Raw genomic sequence first — 14,757 nt, forward strand, 5'->3', positions numbered from 1 at the left:
CAAGAATCGAAGCGCGGACCGTGGACCTGGGCGGACGCTTCGCCGAGGTCCTGGCGCCGGCCCATTGGACCAACGCCCGCCTCGACGCCTGGATCGACTGGGCTGGCGGCGCGACGGACATACCGGCCGCCATCGCCGATGTCGTGGAAGACCTCACCGCCCGCGCCCAGGCCAAGGGGCTGGTCAAGGACGTGCGCGCCCGCACCCGCTTCCGCGACGAGCTGACCGAGGCCCTGCTGGCCGGCGTCATCGCCATCGCCGGCAAGCCGGCGGCCGCGCCGCCGCCGGTCGTCGAAGCCGGCTCGCCGGAGATCGCCCGCGCCATCGCCGCCCATCGCGGCCGCGCGGCCGCCGAGGCGCTGGCGTTGGAGCTTGGGCGGCGGATGCAGGCGGTGATGGACGCCATTGCCCGCTGCGAAGGCGACGCCGAAGCCTGCGCCGATCCGGCGGCCAACCCCAGCCTCACCCGCGCCGCCGAAGCCGCCCGCGCCGCCGGGGCTTCCGACGCCATGATCCTGGACGCCATTGCGCTCACCCGCGCCGGCGCGAGCGCCTGGGAGATCGAAGCTCCCGAAGCCCAGACCGGCGTGCGCCTGGTGGCCGTCGGTCCGCCCGACGAGGCCGTCGCGCGCGCCGCCTGGGCCACCGGCGCCGTCGTGCTGGCGCCCAGCCGCGCGGTCGCCGAACGGATCGCCGGCGCGCAAGGGGGCCTCGTCGGCGGCGTCGATCTGATGGGCTTCTGGTCCGACGACGGCTTCGACATCGACGCCTTCGAGGCCGCCGTCGCCCTGCTGGCGGCAGCCCTGGCCGCGGCGAGCGAGACCCCGGCGCTGATCGGCCTGGCCGGGCTTGGCGAATGGCTGGTGGCGCATGGGCTCGACTACGACAGCGACGCGGCCCGCGAGACGGCGCGCGAGCTCTACCTGGCCGCCGGCCGCGCCATCGAAGGCGCCGGGGCGGGCCTGGCGATCTTCCGCGACCCGGAGCTCGAGCTGCGGCTGGGCGGCGGTCGGCTTTCGGCGGAGCCCTGGGCGGGTCCCCTGACGCTGGCCGAGACTTCCGACGGCGAGCCGGTGCGGGTGCTGAGCGAGGCGGCGATCCGGGGGCTGGCGCTCTCCGGCGTCGAGGCGGAAGAGGCCCACGCCCTGCTGCTCGGCCGCGCCGACTTGTCCGAGGCGCCCGGCGTCAACCACGCCGCCCTGCTGGCGCGCGGCTTCACCGATCACGAGATCGCCGCGGTCGAGGCCGCGCTGCCGCTGGTCGCCTGCCTGCCGCACGCCTTTGCGCCGGCCATCATCGGCGAGGGCTTCCTGCGCGACGTCATGGGCGCCAGCGCCGAGCAGCTGGCCGATCCGAGCTTCGACCTCTTGGCCCTGATGGGCTTCACCACCGCCGACGTGGCCGCCGCCGAGGCCCATGCGCTGGGCGGCGACAGCCTGGCGCAGGCCGAGTTCCTGACCCCCATCGCCCGCGACGTCTTCCGCAGCGCCCGGGCGCTGGGCGAGGCGCCCCGGCGCGCCATGGCGCACGCGCTTGAGCTCGCGCTGACCGCGCCGCAGGTCGCCCAGGTCGAGCTGGCGTGGGACGCGACGCCCGCCGACGTCCTGACGGAACTGCGCGAGGCCATCGGCCCGATCCACGTCCGCCGGGCGAGCGCGCCGGCCGACCTGGCGCTGGAGCTGCCGCCCTTGGGCGAACCGCGCCCGGCCCGCGCCCCGGAGCCCCCAGAGCCCTTTGGGGAACGCATCGTCGAGCGCGTGGTCGAGCGGGAACGCACGCGGCGCAAGCTGCCCGACCGCCGCAAGGGCTATATCCAGAAGGCGGCGGTCGGCGGCCACAAGGTCTATCTGCACACCGGCGAATATGACGATGGCGAGCTCGGCGAGATCTTCATCGACATGCACAAGGAAGGCGCCGCCTTCCGCTCGCTGATGAACAACTTCGCCATCGCGCTGTCGATCGGCCTGCAATACGGCGTGCCGCTGGAGGAGTTCGTCGACGCCTTCGTGTTCACCCGCTTCGAGCCGGCGGGACCCGTCACGGGCAACGACACGGTGCGCTCGGCGACCTCGATCCTCGACTACATCTTCCGTGAGCTCGGTATCTCCTACCTTGGCCGCAAGGACCTTGCGACCAACGATCCGGGCGAGCTCAACGCCGACGGCATGGGCCGCGGCAAGGCCGAGGCCCTGGACCTGGGGTCGGAGCCCGACGCGGGACCGCAGCCGGCCTCGCGGTTCATTTCCCGCGGCTTTTCACGCGGCGAAGCGCCGGACAATCTGGTCTTCCTGCCCAGCGCCAACCGCGCCAGCGGTCCCGCGGCCCTGGAGGCCGCGGACGTCTGCGCCGCCTGCGGCGATGTGGCCGTGGTGCGCAAGGGCGCGTCGCTGATCTGCGAGAGCTGCGGGGCCCGCGCCGGGCGTTTGGGCGAGGATCTCGGCGCCTGATCATCATCTAAGGTTGCAGCCGCCAACGCCTAAGCCCTTAAGAATTACCGCGAATTAAGTGGTGTGGCCGGCCAGTGACGTGCAGATGGAGCGTGTAGAACCAAGGACTTCCAACTCGCGTGACCAAGTTTTCGACCCCTCTTCTGATCGCCGCCATTGCAGCAAGCGTGGCCGCCGCCGCGCCGGCCGCCCATGCCGGCGCCAGCGGCGACAAGGAGGTCGCCCGCTCCACCGGTTTCGGCGGCGCCTGTCCCAAGTGTGAGCTGTCGGGCCGCAGCCTCTCCGGCGCGCGCTTCATGGGCGCGGACTTCTCCGGCGCCACCCTCATCGGCTCCAACCTGCGCGAGGCCCAGTTCCTGGGCTCCAACTTCACCGGCGCCAACCTGTCCTACGCGGTCCTGACCGACGCCCAGATCCTCGGCACCGTCTTCACCAACGCCATCATGCAGCACACCCGGATGCGCTCGACCGAGGCCAAGGGCGGACAGTTCGGCGGCGCCAACCTGACCGAGGCGGACTTCACCGACGCCTCGGCCACCGCGGCGATCTTCACCAAGGCGATCCTGGTCAAGGCGATCTTCCGTTCCACCGAGATGCCCGGCGCCAATTTCACCAAGGCCGACGCCCGTGGCGCCATCTTCCACGACGCGACGCTGGACGGCGCGAACCTGGCGGGCCGGTTCGACAAGGCCAACTTCCGCGGCGCCGAGATGAACATGGCGCTGCTGAGCGGCGGCAGCTTCGACGAAGCCGACTTCAAGGAAGCCGAACTGCACCACGCGGTGATCGAGGGCGTCGATCTTTCGCACGCCCATGGCCTGACCCAGGATCAGATCGACGAGGCGTGCGGCGACTCCAAGACCAAGCTGCCCAAGGGCCTGACCGTGAAGACCTGCACCATCAGCGTGCGCGCGATCATCCGCCAGGCCGGCACGGCGCACTGGGTGCACGCGATCCCGGCCCCGCCCGCGCCGCCCGCGCCGCCGGCCCCACCCGCGCCGCCGCCGCCCTACAGCAGCCGCTATCTGGTCGATCCGGCGCGGTATGTGGACGCCGCGTCTAGGCCTTGATCGCCCTAGGCCTTGATTGGAGGCGCGAGGCGGATACTCAGTTCTTTCAGCTGTTTGTCGCTGACTTCTGAGGGCGCGTTCATCATCAGGTCCTGCCCCTGCTGATTCAGCGGGAAGGCGATGACCTCGCGGATGGCCGTCTCGCCGGCCAGCAGCATGACGATGCGGTCGATGCCGGGCGCCAGGCCCCCGTGCGGCGGCGCGCCGTGGCGGAAGGCGTTCAGCATGCCGCCGAATTGCTCCTCGACCACGTTCTGATCGTAGCCGGCGATCTCGAACGCACGGATCATGATCTCGGGCAGGTGGTTCCGGATCGCGCCGGAGCACAGCTCATAGCCGTTGCAGACGATGTCGTACTGGTAGGCCAGGACGTCGAGCGGGTCCTTGGTGTTCAGGGCCTCAAGCTCGCCCTGCGGCATCGAGAAGGGGTTGTGGCTGAAATCGACCTTGCCCTCGTCGTTTAGCTCGAACATCGGGAAGTCGACGATCCAGACGAATTCGAAGCGGTTCTCATCCACCAGGTTGAGATCGGTCCCCACCTTGGTCCGCGCGGTCCCGGCGAACTTGGCGAACACCTTGGGATCGCCGGCCGAGAAGAAGGCGGCGTCGCCCTGCCCCATCCCGAGCTGACCCATCACCGCGTCGGTGAGCTCCGGCCCCAGGTTCTTGGCGATCGGGCCGCCCCAACCGCCCTGGTCCTCGCTCCAGAAGATGTAGCCAAGCCCCGCCTGGCCCTCGCCCTGCGCCCAGCTGTTCATGCGGTCGCAGAACGCGCGGCTGCCGCCCGTCGGCGCGGGAATGCCCCACACCGCATTCTTGCTGTCTTCCAGGATGCGGGCGAACAGGCCAAAGCCGCCGCCGCGGAAATGCTCTGAGACGTCCTGCATGACGATCGGGTTGCGCAGGTCCGGCTTGTCGGTGCCGTACTTGGCCATGCACTCGCGGAACGGAATGCGCGGGAACGGGTACGGCGTCACCGGCTTGCCGTCGGCGAACTCCTCGAAGACGCCGTGCATCACCGGCTCGATGGCCGCGAACACGTCCTCCTGCGTCACGAAGCTCATCTCGACGTCGAGCTGGTAGAACTCCAGGCTGCGGTCGGCGCGCAGGTCCTCGTCGCGGAAACAGGGCGCGATCTGGAAGTAGCGGTCGAAGCCTGAGACCATCAACAGCTGCTTGAACTGCTGCGGCGCCTGCGGCAGGGCGTAGAACTTGGTCGGGTGCAGGCGCGAGGGCACCAGGAAGTCGCGCGCGCCCTCCGGCGACGAGGCCGTCAGGATCGGCGTCTGGTATTCCAGGAAGCCCTGGCCGATCATCCGGTTGCGGATCGAGTGGATGACCTTGGAGCGCAGCACGATGTTGCGGTGCAGGGTCTCGCGGCGCAGGTCCAGGTGGCGGTTCTTCAGCCGGATCTCTTCCGGATAGTCCGGCTCGCCGAAGACCGGCAGCGGCAGCTCGGCGGCTTCCGACAGCACGTCGACCTTTTTCACCCGGATCTCGACCTCGCCGGTCGGCAGGTTCGGGTTCACCGTCTCGGGCGAGCGGGCCACCACCTCGCCGTCGATGCGGATCACGCTCTCGGCGCGCAGATGCTCGACGGTCTCGAACCCCGGCGTCTCGGGCGAGAGCACCAGCTGGGTGAGGCCGTAGTGGTCGCGCAGGTCCACGAACATCAGCCCGCCGTGGTCGCGCTTGCGGTGGATCCAGCCTGAGAGGCGGACCGTCTGGCCGGTGTCGGCGGCGCGAAGCGCGCCGCAGGTGTGGGTGCGGTAGGCGTGCATTTACCTGGAAAATTCGGCTGTTTTACGAGGCGCGGAAGGGCGCATGTAGGGGGTCGAAAGTCAAGGCGCGCGCGCCGTCAGATGTTGGGCCGGACGGCGTTGCAGAAGGCGCGCAGATGCCCCTTCGCCGCCGGCGGCACGCAGAACAGGGTGTCGGCGATCGCCACGCAATAATAGGGCGTGCGCGAACGGATGGTGTTGAGCACCTCGGCGAGGTCCGGCCACTTGTCCGGATCGAAGGGCGGCGGCGGCGGCGCGAGGAACGCCCGGGCGTCGTCCACCAGGATGAAATGCTCGTGCGGCGAGGCGGCGATCGCGGCCAGCTCCTCGATCAGCGGGCAGTCGTCGCTTGGCCCGAAGTGACCGCCGCCCGCGTGGCCGTCGAGCCAGAAGACCGCGGGCTCGGTCAGTCCGGCGACGATCTTCGGCAGCTCGACGCGGGAATCGCCCAGGATCAGCTGGGCGTGCGTCCCCTCCAGGCGCGCCTTGGCTTGGGCGTGGAACTCAGGGCTCACCTCGATCGAGAAGACCTCTGGAAACACCTCCGCGCCAAACGCGGTCCCGGCGCCCAGATAGGTGCCGGTCTCCACGAAGGTCTTCACGCCGTGATGCTTCCTGATGAAGCGCACGAAGGACGCCAGAGGGTCGGTCTGCAGCGTTCCCAAGGTGTCTCCGTTACTTCTCCGGGTGCAGCAGCGCCTGGTAGGTGAGCGTGCGCGCCATGGTGCCCAGGTCGTCGCCGCCCGTGCCGCCCATGCGCTGGATCATGCCCACATAGATCAGGTCGTTGGTCGGGTCGATCCAGAACCAAGTGCCGGCCGCGCCGCCCCAGCTCATGGTCTTGTCGCCCTCGTTCATGCCCGCGGCGCGGGCGTCCTTGACCACCTGGAAATCGAGGCCGAAGCCCACCGCTTCGTTGAATTGGGCGACGCCGGTGCCGTTGTTGTTCACCAGCACATTGTGCGGGATGACGTTGGTGTCCATCAGCTCGACCGAGCTGGGCGCCAGGATGCGCACGCCGTCCAGCACGCCCTTGTTCAGGATCATCTGGCAGAAGCGCGCGTAGTCCATGGTGGTCGAGACCAGGCCGCCGCCGCCGCTCTCCATGGCCGGCGGCTTGGAGTAGTCGGGCATCGAGTTGCCGAACAGGTCATTGGCTTCGACGATTCTCCCGGTCGGCTTCTGGTTCACGACCTCGCCGACATAGACCGCGGCCAGGCGCTTGGCCTTCTCGGGCCCGGTGTAGAAGCCGGTGTCCTTCATCTTCAGCGGGCCGAAGACGTTCTCCTGCAGGAACTGGCCGAACGGCTTGCCGGAGAGCTTCTGGACGATGTAGCCCTGGATATCGACGGCGCTGGAATAGGACCAGCTGGTCCCCGGCTGGTACATCAGGGGGATCGTCGCGGTGCGGTCGATCATTTCCTGCAGGCCGTTGGCGCCCAAAACCTTCTTCTCGCGGTAGAGCTTGTCGACCGGGTGGCGGTCGCCCAGGCCGTAACCGAAGCCGGCGGTGTGGCTCATGATCTCGCGCATGGTCGGCGGACGCTTCATGTCCTCGACCTTGGTGATCTTGCCGTCCTTGTCGGCCTCGACCATCACCTTGAGGTTCTTGAACTCCGGCACATAGCGGGTGACCGGATCGTCCAGGCGCCACTTGCCCTGCTCGAACAGGATCATCATCGCCGTGCCGGTCAGCGGCTTGGACATCGAATAGATGCGGAAGATCTCGTCCTTCGGCATGGCCTGGCCGGTGGCGAGGCTGGTCTTTCCGTAGGTCTTGAACTCCACCACCTTGCCGTGGCGGGCGAGCAGCGTGGTCATGCCGGCGACGCGGCCGTCGGCCACCGTCTTGGCCATGTAGTCGTCCATCAGCTTCAGGCGCTGGGCGTCGAAGCCGACGGCCTCCGGCGTGGTGGTGGCCGAAAGATCGCGGGCCGCGGTTTTGACCGCGGCCGGCTTGGCGGCGGCGTCCGCGGCGAAGGCCGGCTGGACGGTCGAGGCCAGCAGAGCGGCGCCGAGAGCCGCGGCGAAATAGGCGCGACGATGCATGGTGGAAGTCCCCCCTTTGAATTGTGGCGGAAGCTTGCGGGCGTCCGCCGCGCGGCGCAAGGGCGCTTCAGTTTCACCGCCGCAACAGGACCGGCGTTGTCAGGCGCATGCGCTGAGCGGCAAACTGGCGGCGCCCGGCGTCAGACCGGCCTTTGGAAGGAAACTGAGGGATGCTGAGCTGGCAGGTCGGCGACGTGAAGATCACCCGCATCCTGGAGCTGGAGGCGACCGGCGGCACGCGGTTCATCCTGCCGCAGGCGACGCCGGAGGTGATCCGGACCATCCCCTGGCTCGCGCCGCACTTCGCCGACGAGACCGGTCGTCTGCGGATGAGCATCCACGCCCTGGTGGTCGAGACGCCCAGCAAGCGGATCATTGTCGACACCTGCATCGGCAACGACAAGCAGCGCGACATCCCCACCTGGAGCGGCCTGCAGACGACGTTCCTGGCCGACCTGGCCGCCGCCGGCTTCCCGCGCGAGAGCATCGACGTTGTGCTCTGCACCCATCTGCACGTCGACCACGTGGGCTGGAACACCATGCTGGTGGACGGCGCCTGGGTGCCGACCTTCCCCAACGCCCGCTACCTGCTGGGCCGCGCCGAATACGAGTACTGGCGCGCCGAGGAAGAAGGCAATGAAGCGCCGGAGCGCTCGCCCTTCCACGACAGCGTCAGGCCGGTCTGGGAGGCGGGCCTCGTCGACCTGGTGGAGACCGACCACGCCATCTGCCCGGAGGTCGCCTTCGAGCCGACGCTGGGGCACACGCCCGGCCATGTCAGCGTGCGCATCCGCTCGCAGGGCGCCGAAGCGCTGATCACCGGCGACTTCATCCACCATCCCTGCCAGCTGGCGCGGCCCGACTGGGCGAGCCTCGCCGACTATGACGAGGCCGCCTCCACCGCCACGCGCCAACGGATGTTCGCGGACCTGGCCGGTTCACAGGTCCTGGTCATCGGCACCCATTTCGCCGCGCCGACCGCCGGCCATGTGGTCGGCGACGGCGACGGCTACCGCCTGGCGGTCTGATCCGGCAGCCGAGCCGTCTCTTTACCGCTTGGCAGACTGCTCGGCCTTGGCCTTGTTCGCCTGGCTGACGATGTAGTGGTAGATCGCCTCGGCCTGACCCTCGGCCAGCACGGTCTTGAAGCTGACCATGCCCTTGCTGGCGCGCTCGCCGTCGATGACGATCGAGTTCCAGTTGCGCAGATTGCGCAGCGCCGGCGAGTAGCGCAGGTCGGGGATCGACTTGTCGGCCACGCCGCCCGCGCCGTGACAGCCCGAGCAGAACCGGCCGTAGGCGCCTTCGCCATCGATCACCTGCTCGTTGGTGCCGGTCAGCAGCGGCGGGTCGAGCACCTTGCCGGCCACGGCGCCGGCGATGCCCGTCTGCGGCAGGGTCGCGTTGGCGTTCAGCTTGAAGACCAGCAGCCGCGAGTTGTTGGCGCTGGTGGCGCTGGTGCGGATCTGGCCGGGCGGCAGGCCGCGCGCCCCGACCAGCAGGGCCACGTACTGCTCGCCGCCGATCACATAGGTCGAGGGTGCAGCCACCACGTCGGCCTGGGTCGGCGCCGACCACAGCTTCTCGCCGGTCCTGGCGTCGAAGGCGTTGAAGCGGCCGCTCCAGTCGCCGGAGAACACCAGGTTGGACGCCGTCGTCATGGCGCCGTGCGCGCCGTAGTCCTTGTCCGGGGCCTTCCAGACGATCTTCTGGACCACCGGATCGTAGGCCTCCAGGTAGCTCCTGATATTGCCGCGCTGCGGCGCGCCGGGCTTTCCGTAGAGCTCGGTGATCTTGTCGGAGAACGAGACGGTGGCGGTGTTGTAGACCCGGTCCTTGACCTGGAAGGTCTTGGGGTCGGCGCTCATGAAGCCCGTCGAGCTCTCGGTGACCGGGATGTAGACCAGGCCGGTCTTGGGGCTGTAGGCCATCGGGTGCCAGTTGTGGGCGCCCAGCGGCGCGGGCTGGACGATGGCGGCCTTGGTGTCGCTGTAGCGGGCGTCGGGGTTCTCCACCGGCCGGCCGGTCTTGAGGTCGATCTTCGAGGCCCAGTTCAGCGGCGCATATTTGTCCGCGCTGATCAGCTTACCCGTCGCCGCGTCCCAGACGTAGAAGAAGCCGGTCTTGGGGGCCTGCATCAGCACGTGCCGCTGCACGCCCTTGATCTTCAGGTCGGCGGTCATCAGCGGGTTGGTGACGTCGTAGTCCCACTCGTCGCCCGGCACTTCCTGGAAATGCCAGGCGTATTTGCCGGTCGAGGCGTGGACCGCGATCACCGAGGAGACGAACAGGTTGTCGCCGCCCTTGGGGCTGCGGACTTCCTGGCTCCAGGAGAGGCCGTTGCCGGTGCCGAAGTAGATCAGGTCGGTCTTGGGATCGTAGAGGATGGTGTCCCAGGCCGTGGCGCCGCCGCCGTATTTCCAGAAATCGCCGTCCCAGCCGGCCAGCGCCTTCTTGAGCTCCGGCGTGTTGGTCGGGTCGCCGGGCTTGCCGGGCACGGTGTAAAAGCGCCACTTCAGCTTGCCGGTGGCCGCGTCATAGGCCGAGACGTAGCCGCGGCAGGTGTATTCCGCCCCGCCGTTGCCGATGATCACCAGGCCTTTCACCACCCTGGGCGCCTGGGTGATGGTGTAGGGCTGCTTGAGGTCGGTGGTCTGCACCTCCCAGGCCTTCTGGCCGGTCTTGGCGTCGATGGCGATCAGCCGGCCGTCGAGCGCGCCCAGATAGAGCTTGCCCTTCCAGGCCGCGACGCCGCGGTTAACCACGTCGCAGCAGGCGATGGCGCCGTTGGTCGGATCGACCTTGGGATCGAACGCCCAGAGCTGCTTGCCGGTCTTGGCGTCGTAGGCGAAGACCTTGGACCAGGCGGTGGTGAAATAGAGCGCGCCGTCGACCACCACCGGCGTCGATTCCTGGCCGCGCTCGGTGTCGACGTCGGCGTACCAGGCGAGGCCCAGCTTGCCGACATTGGCCTTGTCGATGCCGGTCAGCGGGCTGTAGCGCTGCTCCGAATAGGTGCGGCCCGCGGCCAGCCAGCTGCCCGGCTCGCTGTCGGCGGCCAACAGGCGGGCGCCGTCGACGGCGGCCGAGCCGAACGGGTGGCTCGCCGGCTTTGCGGCAGGCTTGGCGGCCGCGGCCGGCGGCGTTTTCGCAGGCGTCTGGGCCAAGGCCGCCAGCGGACCGCTCAGCACCAGCGCCAGGGCGGCGCTCAGGCCGATGACACCGCGACTCGTCTTGTTGTTCATTGTTTCACTCCCCGAACCGCTTTTCTCCCATCCGTCTGCGGAGCGTGCAAGGCTCGCCGGGGCGATCTCGCCATCTGTCTGCATCCCGACTCGGTCTTGGCGCGTTGGGCTAGCGGGACAATGGAAAGATCGAGCCACAAAATGCGTAGAACCCTCACCATGACGGCGCTTGCCGCCCTGATCGCCTTGCCGCTGATCGGCGGCGCCACGGACGCCAGCGCCTCCTGCCGCGGCCGGGCCAACACCGGCACCGCCATCGGCGCGGTCGGCGGCGCGCTGGTCGGCAACTCCATCTCGCGCGGCGGCGGCGGCGCGATCATCGGCGGGCTGGGCGGCGCGGTGCTCGGCCACGAGATCGCCAAGGGCGGATGCGGCCGCAGCCGCCACGCCTACTACCGCCATTCCAACACCCGCTACGCGGCCGCGCGCCCGACCTACTACGACCAGAAGGGCCGGCCTGTTGAAACGCCGTACCGCTAGCATGCGGCGCGTTCTCGCCGCGGGCCTGGCCCTGACCGCGCTTTCCGCCTGCAGCCAGACCCACACGGTGGCGGCCAATTCGAAGATCTGCGCCGACTTCGGGCAGAAGGCGGCCGTCGCCACCGCCGCACCGGCCCAGGGTCTTGGCGACGACGGCTCGGCGCCGGTGGACAACTGCGCGCGACGCTGGGCCTACAGCCTGGCGCCCTCCCGCGACCGCGCCGACGTGGTGGCGGAGGCCGTGGTCGCCGCCTGCAACGGCCAGCTCACCGGCTGGAACCGCGCGAGCCTGGGGCCGCCCGAGGGCGACGGCCAAGCCGCCAGCCTGACCACCGGCCAGCTCACCTCGCCGATCCAGGAGCACATGGGCTTCGTCCACAGCCGCGCCCTGCTCTACGTCGTGCAGGCGCGCGCCGGGGCCTGCGCCCCGCCGCCGGCGACCAACGGCGTTCCTGACGGCGTCTGACGGCGATGGCGGTGTTTTCGGCCTAGGCCGCCTCGCCGGCCGCGGCCAGCAAGGCGGCCGGGCGCTCGACGACGACCTCGGCGAGCGAGACCTGCCGGATCAGGCCGTCGCGCTTGAGACGGCTGAAGCCGCGGCTCACCGTCTCCAGCGTCAGGCCCAGATAGTCGGCGATCTCCTGGCGCGTCATCGGCAGGCGCACCTGGCCCGGCGCCGACGGGCGGGCCGGATCGCAGCCCGGCAGGGTGAGCAGGAAGCTCGCCAGCCGCTCCAGCGCGGTCTTGTGGCCCAGACGCAGCATCTGGCCCTGCGCCGCGGCGAGCGCATCGGCGGCGCGCCCGGCCAGCGCCTGTTCCAGGTCGCGCCGCTCGGCCAGCAGGGCCTCGAAACGCGGACGGGAAAAACGGCAGACCGTGGCCGCCTCCAGCGCCTCGGCGGTGCACAGGTGCTCGGCGCGGCGGTCGAGGCCCAGGAAGTCGCCGGCGAAGGCGAAGCCAAGGATCTGGCGGCGGCCGTCCGGCGTCAGGCGCGACAGGCGGACCGATCCCGCGGAGACGTTGTAGACCTGCGCCGCCGGATCGCCCTCTCGGAACAGCACCTGGCCGCGGGCCAGCGCAAGCGTCTCGGCCAGCGCTTCCAGGCGGGCGAGGTCGGCGTCAGGCAGGGCGGCGCAGATGCTGAAGGGCCGAGCGGCGCAGATGGCGCAGCGGCCGGCCACGGCCCCGGAGGACGCGCGGGCGCAGGGCGCGCCAGGAAAGGCAAGCTCAGCCATCCGAGGAAAATGCCGCCTCGCCCGCCCGGCCGCAATACGCGCCGTCGCCGCGGGCGGTTTGATCCAGATCAAGGCGCGGCGCGGCGAAAGGCGGTGAGATCGGTGAAATCCTCCTGAGAAAGGCCCTTTGCCATGTCCGTCCTCACCATTCTCGGCCTCGTCTACATCGTCAGCATGTTCGCCGCCTTCATGATCGGCCTTGGCGGCGTCTCGCTCTGGATGGCGCTCGCCGACCGGCGCGACCGGATGGCGCAAGCCGCGCAGGGCGCGCAGACCCCGGCGCCCAGCATCTCCGACACGGCGTTCGAGTTCGCCCGCGCCGCCTGAGCCCGCCCGGTCAAAAAAGTCCAGGTGACGGCGGCGGCCTTTTCGTGCCGAACTGGCCGCATGGCAGGGGTGCTTCGACGGACGGTGCTGGGCGGGCTGGTGCTGAGCGCCGGCGCCGCGACGGCGCTTGCGGCGCGCAGGCCGCTCGGCCTCGACGCCGTCTGGAGCATGGCCAGTTTCACCGACCTGGAGCGGCCCAAGGGGGTGGCGGACCTGGTGCTCACCGACGCCGACGCCAAGGCGCTGGCGGCCCCGCGCCAGGCGCTGCACGGGGTCCCGGCCAGCGACGACCCGGTGGGCCAGGGGGAGAACGAATACACCGACCGCGGGACGGGCTTTGCGCGGGTGAAGGGCGAATTGCGCTCGTCCTGGATCGTCGAGCCGGCGGACGGCCGCATCCCCTGGCGGCCCGAGGTGCGCGCGCGGCTGCATCTGGAGCGGCCGCCGCTCTACACCGACACCGCCAATCCCGAGGCGATGAACGGGCCCACCCGCTGCGCGGCCAGCTACGCCGCAGGCGCGCCGATGATCGGCGGGCCGGATTCCAACCTCGTCCAGATCGTGACCACGCCCAGCGCCGTGGTGATCCTGAGCGAAAAGTATCATGACGCGCGGATCGTGCGGCTGCGCAGGCCGGGTGCGCCGCAGAACCCGGCCCCGGCGCCCTCGCTGCTGGGCGACGCTGTCGGCCACTGGGAGGGCGCGACCCTGGTGGCGGAAACCAGCGGCTTCCGGCCCGGCGAGACCGACCGCAACCAGCACCTCTACTTCTGCCCGACCACAGCGGTGACCGAGCGATTCACGCGGTTGAGCGAGGACGAGCTGCTCTACGAATTCACCGTGACCGACCCGGCCATGTACACGCAGGCCTGGCGCGGCGAGATGGAGTTCCGGAACGCCGGCGGGCGGATCTTCGAATACGCCTGCCACGAGGGGAACTATGCGCTGCCCGGCATCCTGGCGGGCGCCCGGCGGGAAGAGCGCGAGGCGGCGGCGCGGTCAAAATAGTGCAGGTGACGGCGCACCCGGATCGTGCCGAACTGCCCGCATGGCAGGGGTGCTTCGACGGGCGGTGCTGGGCGGAATGGCGGCGGCGGCCTGGGCGGCGGGCGCCGGGGCGCGGCCCCGCGGGCGGCCCGTGGCGCCCGCGGACCTCGAGGGGACCTGGACGCTCGGCACCTACACCGACCTCGAACGCCCGGCGGACCTGCACGCCCTGGTGCTGACGCCGGCCGAGGCGGAAGCCTATGAGGGCCCCCGGCGCAAGCTGCGCGGCATGCCCGCCCCCAAGGCCGAGGACGTGCTGGGCCAGGCGGAGGCGGAGTTCAACGAGCGCGGCGACGGCCTGGGGCGGGTGCGCGGCCAGATCCGCTCGTCCTGGATCGTCGACCCGCCGGACGGCAAAATCCCCTTCACGCCCGCCGGCCTGGCGGCGCTGGCCCGCGAGAAGACCGACCCCGCCCTGCCCGCCGCCAACCCGGAGGAGACGGGCGTCACCACCCGCTGCCTGGGCAGCGCCGCGGCCGGCGCGCCGATGGCCGGCGCCCCCGACGCCAACCTCTTCCAGATCGTCCAGACGCCCGCCGCTGTGGTCATCCTGACGGAAAAGTACCACGAGGCGCGGATCATCCGGATGGGGACGGCGGCGCAGGGCCCGCCCCAGCCGCCGCAGTGGACCGGCGACGGGGTCGGCCACTGGGAGGGCGCGACCCTGGTGGTGGAGACCCTGGGCAACCATCCCGGCCAGCATTGGCGCGGCGGCCGCCTGCTGGGCGCCGACACCACCCGGGTCACCGAGCGCTTCACCCGCACCGGCCCGGCCGAGCTCACCTACGAATTCACCGTCACCGACCCGGCGCTCTACACCCAGCCCTGGCGCGGCGAGATGGCGCTGAAGCCGGCGCCGGGCGCGATGTTCGAGTTCGCCTGCCACGAGGGGAACTATTCGCTGCCGGGAATCCTGGCGGGGGCGCGGGTCGAGGAGCGGGCGGCGACGACCGGGTGGTGATCCTGCGGCTGTTCTACGGCGGACAGGATTGGGAAGACCTGCTCAGCGAGGCGTGAGGCCCATTGAGGGCCAAAGGATGGGTGGCGTCCGGGGATGCTAAATTGGGCGTCAGGTC

At 70.2% G+C, this 14,757-nt stretch carries 13 protein-coding genes; 8 read left to right on the forward strand and 5 right to left on the reverse strand.

Going from position 1 to position 14,757, the window contains the following annotated elements; all coding sequences use genetic code 11:
* Window positions 1-20: 20 nt before the first annotated feature.
* Complete coding sequence (locus tag VKQ35_RS18875; RefSeq protein WP_324364268.1) at window positions 21-2,447, forward strand: ribonucleotide reductase; 2,427 nt, start codon at window positions 21-23, stop codon at window positions 2,445-2,447.
* A gap of 119 nt (window positions 2,448-2,566) precedes the next feature.
* Window positions 2,567-3,517, forward strand: a complete 951-nt coding sequence (locus VKQ35_RS18880; protein ID WP_324364269.1) for a pentapeptide repeat-containing protein — start codon at window positions 2,567-2,569, stop codon at window positions 3,515-3,517.
* Window positions 3,518-3,522: 5 nt separating this feature from the next.
* Here VKQ35_RS18880 and aspS read toward each other — a convergent pair whose 3' ends face one another.
* From aspS to VKQ35_RS18895, 3 genes are all read right to left on the reverse strand, one after another.
* On the reverse strand, window positions 3,523-5,298 hold the full coding sequence (gene aspS, locus VKQ35_RS18885) for an aspartate--tRNA ligase (protein ID WP_324364270.1): 1,776 nt from the start codon (window positions 5,296-5,298) through the stop codon (window positions 3,523-3,525).
* 77 nt (window positions 5,299-5,375) lie between these two features.
* Window positions 5,376-5,963 carry a hypothetical protein gene (locus VKQ35_RS18890; protein ID WP_324364271.1) on the reverse strand — a complete coding sequence of 196 codons (588 nt, stop codon included), beginning with the start codon at window positions 5,961-5,963 and terminating at the stop codon, window positions 5,376-5,378.
* A gap of 10 nt (window positions 5,964-5,973) precedes the next feature.
* Window positions 5,974-7,347: a serine hydrolase domain-containing protein gene (locus VKQ35_RS18895; RefSeq protein WP_324364272.1), complete on the reverse strand. Its 1,374-nt coding sequence runs from the start codon at window positions 7,345-7,347 to the stop codon at window positions 5,974-5,976.
* Between the two features lie 170 nt (window positions 7,348-7,517).
* On the opposite strand from VKQ35_RS18895, the gene VKQ35_RS18900 reads away from it, so the two are divergent.
* Entirely contained in the window at window positions 7,518-8,375 is an 858-nt protein-coding gene (locus tag VKQ35_RS18900; RefSeq protein ID WP_324364273.1) for an MBL fold metallo-hydrolase, read from the forward strand.
* 21 nt (window positions 8,376-8,396) lie between these two features.
* Here VKQ35_RS18900 and VKQ35_RS18905 read toward each other — a convergent pair whose 3' ends face one another.
* Window positions 8,397-10,592, reverse strand: coding sequence for a PQQ-dependent dehydrogenase, methanol/ethanol family (locus tag VKQ35_RS18905; RefSeq protein ID WP_324364274.1), 2,196 nt, complete (start codon window positions 10,590-10,592; stop codon window positions 8,397-8,399).
* A 141-nt stretch (window positions 10,593-10,733) separates the two neighbouring features.
* Here VKQ35_RS18905 and VKQ35_RS18910 point away from each other — a divergent pair, with 141 nt between their 5' ends.
* Both VKQ35_RS18910 and VKQ35_RS18915 read left to right on the forward strand, forming a co-directional pair.
* Window positions 10,734-11,072, forward strand: coding sequence for a glycine zipper 2TM domain-containing protein (locus tag VKQ35_RS18910; protein WP_324364275.1), 339 nt, complete (start codon window positions 10,734-10,736; stop codon window positions 11,070-11,072).
* Window position 11,073: 1 nt separating this feature from the next.
* Window positions 11,074-11,538: a hypothetical protein gene (locus tag VKQ35_RS18915; protein ID WP_324364276.1), complete on the forward strand. Its 465-nt coding sequence runs from the start codon at window positions 11,074-11,076 to the stop codon at window positions 11,536-11,538.
* Between the two features lie 22 nt (window positions 11,539-11,560).
* On the opposite strand, the gene VKQ35_RS18920 is transcribed toward VKQ35_RS18915, so the two are convergent.
* Entirely contained in the window at window positions 11,561-12,307 is a 747-nt protein-coding gene (locus tag VKQ35_RS18920; protein WP_324364277.1) for a Crp/Fnr family transcriptional regulator, read from the reverse strand.
* Window positions 12,308-12,439: 132 nt separating this feature from the next.
* On the opposite strand from VKQ35_RS18920, the gene VKQ35_RS18925 reads away from it, so the two are divergent.
* From VKQ35_RS18925 to VKQ35_RS18935, 3 genes are read left to right on the forward strand one after another with little or no spacing between them, the layout of a single operon-like run.
* Window positions 12,440-12,634 carry a hypothetical protein gene (locus tag VKQ35_RS18925; RefSeq protein WP_324364278.1) on the forward strand — a complete coding sequence of 65 codons (195 nt, stop codon included), beginning with the start codon at window positions 12,440-12,442 and terminating at the stop codon, window positions 12,632-12,634.
* A 60-nt stretch (window positions 12,635-12,694) separates the two neighbouring features.
* Complete coding sequence (locus tag VKQ35_RS18930; protein WP_324364279.1) at window positions 12,695-13,642, forward strand: hypothetical protein; 948 nt, start codon at window positions 12,695-12,697, stop codon at window positions 13,640-13,642.
* 40 nt (window positions 13,643-13,682) lie between these two features.
* On the forward strand, window positions 13,683-14,642 hold the full coding sequence (locus VKQ35_RS18935) for a hypothetical protein (RefSeq protein ID WP_324364280.1): 960 nt from the start codon (window positions 13,683-13,685) through the stop codon (window positions 14,640-14,642).
* Window positions 14,643-14,757: the final 115 nt, after the last annotated feature.

Source organism: Phenylobacterium sp. (assembly GCF_035309685.1).
In the GTDB taxonomy this organism is placed as follows: domain Bacteria; phylum Pseudomonadota; class Alphaproteobacteria; order Caulobacterales; family Caulobacteraceae; genus Phenylobacterium.